This window comes from Janthinobacterium sp. NKUCC08_JDC, from assembly GCF_019345575.1.
GTDB classification, from domain to species: domain Bacteria; phylum Pseudomonadota; class Gammaproteobacteria; order Burkholderiales; family Burkholderiaceae_D; genus Janthinobacterium; species Janthinobacterium aestuarii.
In genome coordinates this window covers 1,158,897-1,171,488 of sequence record NZ_JAHKQW010000001.1, presented here as the reverse complement: position 1 = coordinate 1,171,488, position 12,592 = coordinate 1,158,897, and the positions used below count along the sequence as shown (strand labels likewise).

Genomic DNA, 12,592 nt, shown 5'->3' with positions numbered 1-12,592 from the left:
CTCCTTGCCTCTCGTCTTGCGCGCCCCGCCGGTCGTCAGGCGGGAGCGCGCCTCCGCTGTCCGCGCTAGGATGACTTGCGTACGCGCAAGTACCATTCGCATAACAGGCGTACCTGCTTGGCCGTATAGCCTTTTTCCACCATGCGGGCCACGAAGTCGGCGTGCTTGTTGGCATCGTCGGCGCTGGCCTTGGCATTGAAGGAAATCACGGGCAGCAATTCCTCCGTATTCGAAAACATTTTCTTTTCAATCACGGTGCGGAACTTTTCATAACTGGTCCAGGCGGGATTCTTGCCGCCATTCGAGGCCCGTGCGCGCAAGCCGAAGTTCACGATTTCGTTGCGGAAATCCTTCGGATTGGAAATGCCCGCCGGCTTCTCGATCTTTTCCAGTTCATTATTCAGCGACTCGCGGTCAAAACTTTCACCCGTGTCCGGATCGCGGTATTCCTGGTCCTGTATCCAGAAATCGGCAAACGTCACGTAGCGGTCGAAGATATTCTGTCCGTATTCCGAATAGCTTTCCAGGTACGCCGTCTGGATCTCCTTGCCGATGAATTCCACATAGCGCTGCGCCAGGTGCTCTTTAATATACGAGAAGTAGCGCTGCTCGAGTTCCGGCGCGAACTGCTCGCGCTCGACCTGCTGTTCCAGTACATATAATAGATGCACGGGATTGGCGGCCACTTCGGAATTGTCAAAGTTGAACACCTTAGACAGGATCTTGAAGGCAAAGCGCGTCGACAGACCGTTCATGCCCTCGTCCACGCCCGCGTAATCGACGTATTCGTGCATGGACTTGGCTTTCGGGTCCGTATCCTTGAGGTTTTCGCCATCGTAGACGAGCATCTTCGAAAAGATGCTCGAGTTTTCCGGGTCCTTCAGGCGCGACAGGATGGCGAACTGCGCCATCATGCGCAAGGTGCCGGGCGCGCACGGGGCCTTGACGAGCGAGGAATTGGCCACCAGCTTGTCGTAGATCTTGATTTCATCGGACACGCGCAGGCAATACGGCACCTTGACTATATAGATACGGTCAAGGAACGCCTCGTTGTTGCGGTTGTTCTTGAACGTCTTCCATTCCGACTCGTTCGAGTGGGCGAGGATGATGCCGTCAAACGGAATCGCGCCGAAGCCTTCCGTGCCCTTGTAGTTGCCTTCCTGCGTGGCCGTCAGCAAGGGGTGCAAGACCTTGATCGGCGCCTTGAACATTTCCACGAATTCCATCAAGCCCTGGTTGGCCAGGCACAGGCCGCCCGAATAGCTGTAGGCGTCCGGATCGTCCTGGGCGTAATCTTCCAGCTTGCGGATGTCGACCTTGCCCACCAGCGAGGAAATATCCTGGTTGTTCTCGTCGCCCGGCTCTGTTTTCGAGATGGCGATCTGTTTCAGCACGGAAGGATAGCGCTTGACGACGCGGAACTGGTTGATATCGCCATTGTATTCATGCAGGCGTTTCACGGCCCACGGGCTGGGGATGTTGCGCAGGTAGCGGCGCGGGATGCCGTAATCCTCTTCCAGGATGGTGCCGTCCTCTTCCTCGTTGAACAGGCCCAGTGGCGATTCGTTGACGGGCGAGCCTTTCAGGCAATAGAAGGGCACGTGTTCCATCAGCGACTTGAGTTTTTCCGCGATGGATGACTTGCCGCCGCCGACAGGCCCCAGCAAGTACAGGATCTGCTTGCGTTCTTCCAGGCCTTGCGCCGCGTGGCGGAAATACGAGACGACTTGCTCGATCACTTCCTCGGTGCCGTAGAACTCGCGGAAGGCGGGATAGATCTTGATCACCTTGTTGGCGAAGATGCGCGACAAGCGCGTGTCGTTGCGCGTGTCGACCAGCTGCGGCTCGCCGATGGCGGCCAGCATGCGTTCGGGCGCGCTGGCATACGTCAGCTTGTCCTTCTTGCACAGGGCCAGGTATTCGGTGAGCGACATTTCCTCTTCGCGGGTGCGCTCGTAGCGTGCTGCATAGTTATCAAAAATGGTCATGTCAATGTCCTTTAATGTAAACCTGAACTGCCAGTCACCATGGCCGCCCGCCTGGCACTCGCCTGGGCTTGCCGTCTGAATTTTTTCTGTACCCCGTACCGATTTTTATTGTTGTTTCAAGCCCGGCTGTCTTTGCGAGTCCGGATTGCCCGGACCAAAAAACTGGCGCTTGATGCCGTGTGCTGACGTGGCCAGCCGGCTTATTTTTTCACTGTTGATAGCGCTTGTTGCACTTACCTTTACCCCATGAAATTAATTATTGCTCTAAAGGATCAGGAAGTCAAAAGATATGTCAGCATATCCTTAATACTTGTTTGTAAATTGTTGATTTAATTGGATAAATCATCAAATTTTTCCTCAATTTCAATGAACCTTTGTAGGCCTTTTAAACCATCATACGACAATTCGCCAGCGCGTGCCGATGCCGGCCGTGGCGCTGCCGCAGCCGGCGCCATGGCGGCCGGTCGCCGGTGAGGCTGGCCATCTTGCGCTAAGATGCCTGCATGTCTGATGGCCCTGCGCGCCGCGCGTGCGCGTGCGCGAGCCAGCATTTTTATCGTCACCCTATAAGGAACACCCATGATGAACCCCCAATTGCGCGCGATCGTCCGCGGCATGCCGAAGGCCGAACTGCATATCCATATCGAAGGCTCGCTGGAGCCGGAACTGATTTTCGCACTGGCAGCGCGCAATGGCGTGCCGCTTGGCTATGAATCCGTGGAACACTTGCGCAGCGCCTATGCTTTTACGGATTTGCAGTCTTTTCTCGACATTTATTACGCTGGCGCAAGCGTGCTCTTGAAAGAGCAGGATTTCTACGACATGACGCAAGCCTACCTGCAGCGCGCCGAGGCCGATAACGTCTTGCACACAGAAATCTTCTTCGATCCGCAAACCCACACGGCGCGCGGCGTGGCCATGGCCGACGTGATCAACGGCATCCACCGCGCCTGCCAGGACAGCCCCGTCAGCGCGGCCCTGATCCTGTGCTTCCTGCGCCACCTGAGCGAGGAAGAGGCGTTCGAGACCCTGGAAGACGCCTTGCCGCACCGCGACAAATTCATCGGCATCGGCCTCGACTCGTCGGAAGTGGGCAACCCGCCCGAGAAATTCTCGCGCGTGTACACCCGTTGCCGCGAGCTGGGCCTGCACCTGGTGGCCCACGCGGGCGAGGAAGGTCCGCCAGCCTACATCCGCACGGCGCTCGACGACTTGCAGGTCGAACGCATCGACCATGGCGTGCGCTGCCTGGAAGACGCGGAACTGACGGCCCGTTTGGCGCGCGAACAGATCGCCCTGACCGTCTGCCCGCTGTCGAACACCAAGCTGCGCGTGTTCGACCAGATGCATGACCATAACCTGGTGCAACTGCTCGACGCCGGCCTGCTGGTGACGGTGAACTCGGACGATCCCGCGTATTTCGGCGGCTACATGAACGACAATTTCGACGCCATCTTCGACGCGCTGCCACTGGGCCTGTCCCACGCGCATCGCCTGGCGCGCAACGGTTTCATCGCCGCCTTCCTGCCGCAGGCACAGAAAGACGCCTTCCTCGCCACCGTCGATGCGTATTTCGCCCAGCACGCGGCTGCCCACTGCATCGCGCAATAACGCATCACAACCAATTCGCATAAAGACCCGCCGCCCATGTTCCGCCTCTCCCTGAAAATGACCGGCCGCGACTGGCGCGCCGGGCAACTGCGTTTCCTGCTCGTCGCGCTGATCGTCGCCGTGGCGGCCCTGTCGGCCGTCGGCTTCTTCGTCGACCGCCTGCGCGCGGGCTTGAACCGCGACGCGCACCAGCTGCTGGGGGCCGATCTCGTCATCAACGCCGACCAGCCCGTCAATGCGGCCTGGCGCGCCGAAGCGCAACAGCGCGGCTTCATCCTGGCCGACACGGTGACGTTTCCCAGCATGGCGCAGGCGGGCGAGGGCGAGCAGTCGCTGTCGCAGCTGGCGTCCATCAAGGCCGTCTCGCCCGGCTACCCGCAGCGGGGCAAGCTGAAAATCACGACCACACTGAGCGAAGCGCAGGATGCCGTGGGACGGCCCACGGACCAGGTGCCGGCGCCCGGCACCCTGTGGGTCGATGCGGCGATCCTGTCCAGCCTGAACGCCAAGCTGGGCGACACCCTGACCCTCGGTGACAAGGCATTTACGGTCACGCAACTGATCGCCAGCGAACCGGACCGCGGCGCGTCCTTCTTGAACTTCGCCCCGAGAGTCATGCTGCCCCTGGGCGACCTGGCCGCCACGGCGCTGGTGCAGAACGGCTCGCGCGTGTCGTACCGGCTGCTGCTGTCGGCGCCACCGGCCAAGGCCGCCGAGCTTGCGCAGTATCAAGCCAGGCTGGAAAGCCAGATCAAGACGCAGGCCATCAAGGGCGTGCGCATCGAATCGCTGGAATCGGGCAGCCCGCAGATGCAGTCGACCCTGGACCGCGCCGACCGTTTCCTGTCCCTCGTCGGCTTGCTGTCGGCCATGCTGGCGGCCGTCGCCGTGGCCATGGCCGCGCGCCGCTTCATGCTGCGCCACCTGGACGCGTGCGCCATGCTGCGTTGCCTGGGCTTGACGCAAAACCAGGTCACGGCCATGTACGTGATCGAATTCCTGCTCGTCGGCCTGGCCGGCAGCGTCGTTGGCGTGATAGTGGGTTTCGGCGGCCACCTGGTGCTGCTCGAACTCTTGGGCAAACTGGTGCAGAACGACTTGCCGCCCGTGTCCATGCTGCCCGCGCTGCAAGGCGTGGCCACCGGCATGCTGCTCTTGCTGGGTTTTGCCCTGCCGCCGATTTTGCAGTTGCGCAATGTCCCGCACAACCGCGTGATCCGCCGCGAGCAGGAGCCGCCGCAGGCGCTGGCCGTGGCCACGTATGGCCTGGGCATCGCCGCCTTCGTCGTGCTGCTGTTGTGGCAGGCGGGCGACGTGAAACTGGCGCTGCTGACGGCGGCCGGTTTCCTCGGCGGCTTCGCCCTGTTCGCGCTGGCCGGCTGGCTGGGCATCAAGTCGCTGAAAACCTTGCGCGGCGCTTTCAGCCACCAGGGCTGGCGCTTTGCCGTCACGTCCTTGCAGCGCCGCCCGGGCGCCACCGTCATCCAGGTGGTGTCGCTGGCCCTGGGCTTGATGGCCTTGCTGCTGCTGACGGTGGTGCGCGGCGACCTGATGGTGGCCTGGCGCAATGCCACGCCGCCGGACGCGCCGAACCGCTTCATGATCAATATCCTGCCCGAACAGAAAGAGCCGATCGCCGCGCGCCTGGCGCAAGCGGGCGTGGCCAATGCGCCCTTGTATCCGATGATACGCGGGCGCCTGGTGGCCGTGAACGGCAACGCCATCACGGAAACCACCTACGAAGACGACCGCGCCAAGGGCCTGGCCGACCGCGAATTCAATCTGTCGACGATGGCCACGATGCAGGAAGAAAACAAACTGGTGGCCGGCAAGTGGTTCGCCAATGCGCCCGGCGTGCCTGCCGAAGCGTCGGTGGAAGAGGGTATCGCCAAGACCCTGAAGCTGAAACTGGGCGACAAGCTGCGCTTCGACATCGCCGGCCAGCCCGTGGAAGCGGCCATCACGAGTTTGCGCAAGCTGGAATGGGGCTCGATGCGCGTCAATTTCTTTGTCATCATCAACCCTGCCGCCATGGCGGACACGCCGCAGACGTGGATCACGGCGTTTCACCTGCCGCCCGCGCAGGCGGACCTGGGGAATGCTCTGCTGCGCGACTACCCGAACCTGACGGTGGTCGACGTGGGCGGCGTGCTCAAACAGATTCAGGGCGTGCTGGACCAAGTGGTCACGGCCGTCGAATTCCTCTTCGCCTTCACGTTGGCGTCGGGCTTGCTGGTGCTGTATGCGGCCCTGATGGGTTCGCAGGACGAGCGCACGCGCGAAGCGGGCTTGCTGCGCGCCTTGGGCGCCACGCGGCGCCAGCTGGCGCAGGCGCAGCTGATCGAGTTTTCGCTCGTCGGCGCGCTGGCCGGCTTGCTGGCGGCATCGGGCGCGGCCGCCATGGGCTGGGCCCTGGCCACGTACCAGTTCAAGTTCGCCTGGAGCTTCGCGCCCGGCGTGTGGGCGTTCGGCCTGCTGGCCGGCGCCCTGTGCGCGATCGCCGGCGGCTGGCTGGGCTTGCGCAACGTGCTCAAACATCCGCCGCTGCAGACCCTGCGCGAAGGCTAGTCCTAAGCGCTGACGCTGTCGCCCGCGCCCGCGCGCAAAAATTGCGAGTAGGACATGACTGCTTGCCCCAGCTGGTGCGCCGGCACGTCGAACAGGGCCCAGAAATACGTCACGCGGCCCAGGCAGATGGTGGGCGCGGCGCAGTAGCGGAACCAGTTTTCGCCGATCTGCGCCGCGTACATGCCGTCGCTGTCGGCGTCGGAGAAATACGGGATCACGCGCATTTCCAGCAGCGCCAGCAGCAATGACTCGGGCGCGTCGCTGTCGCGCGCCATTTCATATTGCGTGTGCAGGCTGCGTTCCGTCTCGATGATCATCAGCTTGGCGTGGCCGTCGCGCGTGAAAAACAGGATGCCGCTGGGATTGGGAAAAATATAGTATTCGACAAAGCCATGGCGCTGGCACAGCTCGTGCACGACGGCGGCCAGCGCCTCGTCTTGCAGAAAACTGTAATCGTGCAGCATCAGCAAATCGCGCACGGTGTCCGTTTGTTGCAGGAAGAATTCGCGCTGCAGGGCATGGATTTCCTGTTCCAGGATGTCGAGCGCATCGTCGTCGCTTTTCTTGATGTAGCGGTCGATCAAGCCCCGGTTGAAGGCCGTCACGGCCACTTTTTCATCGGCCGCCCCCGTAAATAAAATCTTCTTGCACGGCAGGTCGCGCACGGCCTCGCAAAATTCCAGGCCATTCATCTGCGGCATCGAATAATCGACCACCAGCACGGAGGGCACGGCAAAGCGCTGCGCCTGGCCGCTGATGCGCCAGATGCGTTCGATGTCGAGCGCCACGTTGCATTGGTCGGGCGGCAGGTTTTGCGTGTCGAAGTTCACGTGCAGCGGCGTTTCGCCCGGTTGCGCGCTCTGGCGCAGCCAGTGCAGCGCGCTGCTGGTGTCGTGAAAAGTCTTGCGCGCCAGGCCGGGATCGAGCTGGAACGCCAGGCTTTTCAGGAAGGAATCGCTGTCGTCGATCAGTACGGTCAGGGTCGGATGGGTGTAGACGGGCAGTTGCATGCGTCACCTCGCGCGGTGGATGGATGGAAAACGGTTGTGCGTGGGCACGGGCAGGGGTTGGGGAAATTCCAGTACGAAGATGGCGTAGGCGCCTTCGCGCGCGACGCAGCGGATGCGCGCTTGCCAGGCTTGCATGATTTGCCGGCACAGGGCCAGGCCGATGCCGCTGCCGTTGTGCGAGGGATACGAATAGAAGCGGTCGAAGATCAGCGGCAGGCGGCTGGTGGCGATGCCGCAGCCCGTGTCGATGAACAGCAGGCGCGGCACGGGATGGGCGCCATCGATGATGATGCGCACGCGGCCCTTGCCCGCGCGGTGGATGCTTTTCAAGGCATTGCGCAGCAGGTTGAGCAGGATCACCACGCACAGTTCCGACTGGCCGGGAAACGTGAAATCGGCGCGCACGTCGATCTTGACGATGTCGCGCTGGGCCGTGCTGGTAAACGGATAGCGGCGCAGCACGGCCGCCACGCTGTCGTGCATGGCCACCGCTTCGTTCGCCTCGAGCTTGCGGTTGACGGCGCTGGCGCTGAGCAGGAACAGATCGATCATGTGGTGCATATGGCGCACTTCGAACTGGATGCGCGCCAGCGCTTCCAGGCTGGCCGCGTCGGGTGGCTGGTCTTGCAGGTTTTGCTGTAGCCCGCGCTGCAGCCCGCGCACGTTCGCCTCGACGCTGACGAGGGGCGTGCGCAATTCGTGCGCCACGCTGCCCAGGCCAGCCGCCAGCCCGGCCAGTTTCTCTTGTGCGCCCACGTTGCGCCCCACTTTGACCACGGACAGCACGGCAATCGTGAACCAGTGCACGGGCAATTGCTGCAAGACGTCGCCGCTGAGCAGGAAGGCGGGATCGCCGGCCACGGCAAACGCCAGGCAGGCCAGCAGGGTGCCGCTCAGGTAAGCGAGTATGGCGATGCGCGTATCGAAGTGAAACAGCACGACCAGCGCCACCAGCAGCGAATGCACCCACATGGTCGAGGCATGGTTCATCAGGAACATGTACGTGAAGAAAAACGGCAGTTCGAAGGTCAGCCCCAGGAACAGGTAGACGCTGAACCAGGTATTGCTGAAGCGGTCGGGCCATAGCGCGGGCAGGAACAGCAGCGCCGCCACGATGCGCAGCAGCGGCGATTCATATTCCTGCGGAAAAAAATAATGCCACAGCGCGTAGTACAGGGGCATGCCCAGCGCACCGATGAGCGCCAGCTTACGCACCTGTGCGCGCCGCACAGGTGTGTGTTCGATGGCGTCGTGGAAATGCAGGAAAGGCTGGAGCAGCTTGCCTTGCCATCGTTTTCCGGAAGGGGACTGCGCATGCTTCATGATCAGGGGGCGCGTTCGTTGAGGCGTGTCAATGCAACATGATCGGCGGGTTCCCTCTGTATCAGCAGGATATCGGCATAACTGTTGAGCTGTATCAAACTCTTGCCCGATGGCTCGCGCATGTTGGATGCGGTAGTTCCCTCGCAACCAATCAGGAGTTCCTATGTTAAACGCCATTTCCCCCCTGTCTTCCCGCGCCATCCACGCCGAACAACGGATGCCCGCCTTCGTGCGCGCACGCATGGATGAACATTACGTCGAGCGCATCGAGAAGCTGCTTGGCGGCCAGCATTTGCATGAATGGCAAGCCATGCCGGCCAGTGCGGTCATGCTGGCAGGTAATGATTACCTGAACATCGCCGGCGAGGCGGCGCTGCTGGCGGCCCAGGCGCGCGTCTTGCAGGGCGGCGGCGCCATGCTGATGTCGTCCGTCTTCCTGCAGGAAGGCAGCCGCCAGCACCGGCTGGAACAAAAATTCGCGGGCTATCTGGGCAGTGAAGCGTGCGTGCTGGCGCAGTCGGGCTGGGCCGCCAATGTGGGCTTGCTGCAAAGCCTGGCCGGACCCGGCATCCCCGTGTACCTCGACATGCAGGCGCACGCTTCGCTGTGGGAGGGCGTGCAATCGGCGCAAGCCGTGCCTGTTGCTTTTCTGCACAACGATGGCACCCACCTGCAGCGCCAGATCGACAAGCATGGCCCCGGCATCATCATCGTTGATGCGCTGTACAGCACGAATGGCAGCGTGGCGCCGCTGCTGGAGATGGTGGAAATCGCCGAGCGCAGCGGCAGCATGTTGATCGTCGACGAGTCGCACTCGCTGGGCACGCATGGCCCGCAGGGCGCGGGGCTGGTGGTGGAGCTGGGCCTGGCCGAACGCGTGCATTTCCGCACGGCGTCCTTGGCCAAGGCGTTTGCGGGCCGGGCCGGGCTGATTACCTGTTCGGCCCGTTTCAAGGGATACTTTTTGTCCGCTTCGCGGCCCGCCATCTTCAGCTCCTGCCTGCTCGAACACGAGCTGGCGTGGTTCGATGCGGCGCTTGATTTCATCCGCGCCGCCGATGGCCGCCGCGCCGCGCTGCACCGCCACAGCGTGCAGTTGCGCCAGGGGCTGATGGACCTGGGCTACAACGTCAGCGACGGCACCGAGCAGATCATCGCGCTGGAAGCGGGCAGCGAACCCGATACCCTGATCCTGCGCAAGGCGCTGGAACGGCATGGCATCTACGGCGCCGTCTTCTGCGCGCCGGCCACGCCGAAAAACCGCTCGCTGGTGCGCCTGACCCTGAATGCGGGCTTGCGCGAGGATGAGTGCGCCAGGGTGCTGGACGCCTGCGCCGCCATCCGCGACGAGACGGGCATGGCGCGCTGGCCATCGACGCGGCGGTTGCGCAAGCTGGCGCTGGTGTAGACCTCAGACTTGGCCGGGCTGGTTGCCGGCGATGCCGTTCAATAGCAGGGACAGGGGCGCCAGCTGTTCCGCGCTGGCATTGCCCAGTAATTCCTGGCCCAGCGTCTGCGCCGTCGTATTCGCATGCGTCAGCAATTCCAGTCCCGCGGCCGTGATGGCGGCGTAGCCGACGCGGGCATCGCGCGCATCGGCCTGGCGCGCCACCAGACCGATTTTTTCCAGCGGCATCAGCGAGCGCGTGATGCCGGACGCCGTCAGCGCCAGACGCTCGGCCAGGTCGATGCGGCGCAGGCGTCCGCCGGGCGCCCGCTGCAAGTGGTACAGCAATTGATAATCGCCAAAGCTCAAGCCGTGCAGATTGCCCAGGGTGCTGTCGAAGCGGCGCACGAGCATGGCCTGGGCGCGCGCCAGGCGCAGGCAAAAGTCCAGCGCGCTGCCGCCGTCCGGCGGCGGGGGAGTGAGATCGGTCATGACATCCTTTTCATTTGCTGCGCAGTGCGTGAGTGCGCAAGTGTAAAGCATGGCCGCTCAATAGCGTGATTGCCCCTGCTCCAGCAGCTGCGCCTGGTGCAGCGCCAGCAGGGCGTCCAGTTCTGCGTCCGCGTCGAAACCGGGATCGGCCGATGGCTTGACGGTGTCGATGATGTCGAAGCGGAAAGCCGCTTCGCCGTCGCGCCGCCAGTCCGCCTGCAGGTGCGCATTGCGGTGCGAGCCCAGCGCGAGTTCGAAGCGGTGGCGGTTCAGCGCGCCGGGCGCATTGCGGCTGCGTTCGAGCAGGGTGCGGCCGCTGGGCAGGTGGCGCAGCGCGATGATGCCCAGCGCGGGTGCTTGTTGCCGGTAAGCTGCTTTCAAGGCAGCTTGCTGTGTTTTATCCATGGTGAGACGTCCTCAAGCTTGGGTGATGTAATCGGTGCTTGCGATGCGCGCAATATCCGTGAGCAGGGCGGCGGCGATGGCGGCGGCCAGCAGCAGGGCGCCGCCGGCGCAGAACAGTTCGCCCACGCTCAGGTGGCGCAGCAGCGCGCCCGTGGCCGCCGCCGACAGCGGTGCCAGTCCCAGGAAGATACCCATGAACAGCGCCATCGCCCGGCCCAGCATGGCGGGCGCCACGCGCCGCTGTATCCAGGTAAAGATGGCCACCTGCACGTAGCCGCCCAGCAATCCCGTGACGGCCAGCAAGGCCGCGCCTTGCCAGGCTGTATCGATTTGCCCCAGCGCCATCAGCAGCAGGCCCACGACCGCATCGACAGCCAGCAGGGTGGCGCCGAAGCAGCGGCGCAGCCAGGCGCCGCCCAGGCTGGACGCCAGCATGCCGGCCAGGGTACCGGCGCCGTGCGCGCCCATCAGCAAACCGAGCGCCGGGGCGCCGTGCAGACGCTCGCTGGCCAGTACGGGCAGGGCCACTTGCAGCGGTCCCATGACGAAGAACGCTACCACGGCCCAGTAGGCATAGCAGCTGCGCAAGGCCATGTCGCGCCACACCATGAACAGGCCCGCCGCCATGTCGCGCCACATGCCTTGCGCCGCCGTGGCCGCTGCCAGTGGCCGCAGGCTGACTTGCCGCAAGGTCCAGGCCGAGAACAGAAACGTCAGCGCATCGATGGCAAAGGCGGCGGCCAGCGCCGCCATGCCGGTTTGCTGCCCGCCATCGCGGGCGCCGAGTACGAGCGCCGCCAGCAGCGGGCCGGCCAGCAAGGACAACTGGCGCGCGCCCATCTGCAGGCTGTTGGCCGTTTGCAGCACTTGCGGCGGCACGGCTTGCGGCAGGATGGCGGTGCCGGCGGGAATGCCGAAGGCGGAGGCGACGCCCAGCGCCAGCGCGGCCGCATACGCAAGCGCCACACTGGCCTGGTCCAGCATCAGCAGGCCGGACAGTGTCAGCAGGATGGCGGCGTTCGCATATTTGCTCAGCAGCAGCACGCGCCGGGGCGAGTAACGGTCGGCGATGGTGCCGCCCAACAAGATGAGCACGGCGCGCGGCGCGCCCATCAGGGCCACGGCGATGCCCAGGCTGAGGCTATCGTTTGTCAGGCTCAGCACCAGCCAGGGCAGGGCCAGCATGCTGAACTGGTCACCGAGCATGGACACGAGGCCGCCGCCGAGCAGCCAGCGGAAGTTGGTATTGCGTAGCAAAGGAGCTTGGACGGCGGTTGACATGCTGTTTTATCTCTCGTTAAAAATTGCATGGTATTTGATAAAAGCTTGATTAGTCAAGTATATTGCCATTTATTGTGGCAGAGGGGGCTGGCGCCGCATGGGCCGCCAGCGCTTGCGCTATCATGGCGGCCATGACTGATACCACTGCCCCCACCCTGTACGAGACCATCGGCGGCGCCCCCGTGCTGCGCGAAATGGTCGACCGTTTTTATGACTTGATGGAGCTCGAGCCCGAGTTCGCTGGCATCCGCGTCATGCATCCGCCATCGACGGACGGCTCGCGCGACAAGCTGTATTTTTTCCTCACGGGCTGGATGGGCGGACCAGATTTGTATATCGAGAAATTCGGCCACCCGCGCCTGCGCGCCCGTCACTTGCCGTATGCCATCGGCACCAGCGAGCGCGACCAGTGGCTGCGCGCCATGGCCTGGGCCATGGAAGACACGGGCATCGAAGAATCCTTGCGCGTGCGCCTGATGGAATCGTTCTATCAGACGGCCGACTGGATGCGTAACAAACCTGACTGA

The 12,592-nt window shown here is 63.3% G+C and carries 10 protein-coding genes; 4 read left to right on the top strand and 6 right to left on the bottom strand.

What is annotated here, in order from left to right; genetic code table 11:
- Nucleotides 1-65: 65 nt before the first annotated feature.
- A complete protein-coding gene (locus tag KO538_RS05395; protein ID WP_034754154.1) occupies nucleotides 66-1,988 on the bottom strand; it encodes a PrkA family serine protein kinase in 1,923 nt (640 codons plus the stop codon).
- 579 nt (nucleotides 1,989-2,567) lie between these two features.
- On the opposite strand from KO538_RS05395, the gene KO538_RS05390 reads away from it, so the two are divergent.
- Complete coding sequence (locus KO538_RS05390) at nucleotides 2,568-3,599, top strand: adenosine deaminase (RefSeq protein WP_219327645.1); 1,032 nt, start codon at nucleotides 2,568-2,570, stop codon at nucleotides 3,597-3,599.
- A gap of 36 nt (nucleotides 3,600-3,635) precedes the next feature.
- A complete protein-coding gene (locus tag KO538_RS05385; protein ID WP_219327644.1) occupies nucleotides 3,636-6,167 on the top strand; it encodes an ABC transporter permease in 2,532 nt (843 codons plus the stop codon).
- A gap of 2 nt (nucleotides 6,168-6,169) precedes the next feature.
- On the opposite strand, the gene KO538_RS05380 is transcribed toward KO538_RS05385, so the two are convergent.
- The gene (locus tag KO538_RS05380) at nucleotides 6,170-7,177 is read right to left on the bottom strand and encodes a response regulator (protein ID WP_072455426.1); all 1,008 of its coding nucleotides are present in this window, start codon (nucleotides 7,175-7,177) and stop codon (nucleotides 6,170-6,172) included.
- 3 nt (nucleotides 7,178-7,180) lie between these two features.
- Complete coding sequence (locus KO538_RS05375) at nucleotides 7,181-8,500, bottom strand: HAMP domain-containing sensor histidine kinase (RefSeq protein ID WP_070303596.1); 1,320 nt, start codon at nucleotides 8,498-8,500, stop codon at nucleotides 7,181-7,183.
- Between the two features lie 163 nt (nucleotides 8,501-8,663).
- Here KO538_RS05375 and cqsA point away from each other — a divergent pair, with 163 nt between their 5' ends.
- Complete coding sequence (gene cqsA, locus KO538_RS05370; RefSeq protein ID WP_219327643.1) at nucleotides 8,664-9,908, top strand: alpha-hydroxyketone-type quorum-sensing autoinducer synthase; 1,245 nt, start codon at nucleotides 8,664-8,666, stop codon at nucleotides 9,906-9,908.
- 3 nt (nucleotides 9,909-9,911) lie between these two features.
- Here the strand turns inward: cqsA and KO538_RS05365 are convergent, their stop codons facing one another.
- From KO538_RS05365 to KO538_RS05355, 3 genes are read right to left on the bottom strand one after another with little or no spacing between them, the layout of a single operon-like run.
- Nucleotides 9,912-10,379 carry a MarR family winged helix-turn-helix transcriptional regulator gene (locus KO538_RS05365; protein ID WP_219327642.1) on the bottom strand — a complete coding sequence of 156 codons (468 nt, stop codon included), beginning with the start codon at nucleotides 10,377-10,379 and terminating at the stop codon, nucleotides 9,912-9,914.
- Nucleotides 10,380-10,436: 57 nt separating this feature from the next.
- Nucleotides 10,437-10,784: a GIY-YIG nuclease family protein gene (locus tag KO538_RS05360; protein ID WP_070303601.1), complete on the bottom strand. Its 348-nt coding sequence runs from the start codon at nucleotides 10,782-10,784 to the stop codon at nucleotides 10,437-10,439.
- A gap of 12 nt (nucleotides 10,785-10,796) precedes the next feature.
- A complete protein-coding gene (locus KO538_RS05355) occupies nucleotides 10,797-12,065 on the bottom strand; it encodes an MFS transporter (RefSeq protein ID WP_070303603.1) in 1,269 nt (422 codons plus the stop codon).
- Between the two features lie 131 nt (nucleotides 12,066-12,196).
- Here KO538_RS05355 and KO538_RS05350 point away from each other — a divergent pair, with 131 nt between their 5' ends.
- Nucleotides 12,197-12,592, top strand: a complete 396-nt coding sequence (locus KO538_RS05350; RefSeq protein ID WP_034754244.1) for a group II truncated hemoglobin — start codon at nucleotides 12,197-12,199, stop codon at nucleotides 12,590-12,592.

Excerpts from the sequence above, each read along its gene's own strand:
- KO538_RS05395 (WP_034754154.1), bottom strand. The coding sequence starts at position 1,988 with ATGACCATTTTTGATAACTATGCAGCACGCTACGAGCGCACCCGCGAA.
- KO538_RS05390 (WP_219327645.1), top strand. The coding sequence starts at position 2,568 with ATGATGAACCCCCAATTGCGCGCGATCGTCCGCGGCATGCCGAAGGCC.
- KO538_RS05385 (WP_219327644.1), top strand. The coding sequence starts at position 3,636 with ATGTTCCGCCTCTCCCTGAAAATGACCGGCCGCGACTGGCGCGCCGGG.
- KO538_RS05380 (WP_072455426.1), bottom strand. The coding sequence starts at position 7,177 with ATGCAACTGCCCGTCTACACCCATCCGACCCTGACCGTACTGATCGAC.
- KO538_RS05375 (WP_070303596.1), bottom strand. The coding sequence starts at position 8,500 with ATGAAGCATGCGCAGTCCCCTTCCGGAAAACGATGGCAAGGCAAGCTG.
- cqsA (WP_219327643.1), top strand. The coding sequence starts at position 8,664 with ATGTTAAACGCCATTTCCCCCCTGTCTTCCCGCGCCATCCACGCCGAA.
- KO538_RS05365 (WP_219327642.1), bottom strand. The coding sequence starts at position 10,379 with ATGACCGATCTCACTCCCCCGCCGCCGGACGGCGGCAGCGCGCTGGAC.
- KO538_RS05360 (WP_070303601.1), bottom strand. The coding sequence starts at position 10,784 with ATGGATAAAACACAGCAAGCTGCCTTGAAAGCAGCTTACCGGCAACAA.
- KO538_RS05355 (WP_070303603.1), bottom strand. The coding sequence starts at position 12,065 with ATGTCAACCGCCGTCCAAGCTCCTTTGCTACGCAATACCAACTTCCGC.
- KO538_RS05350 (WP_034754244.1), top strand. The coding sequence starts at position 12,197 with ATGACTGATACCACTGCCCCCACCCTGTACGAGACCATCGGCGGCGCC.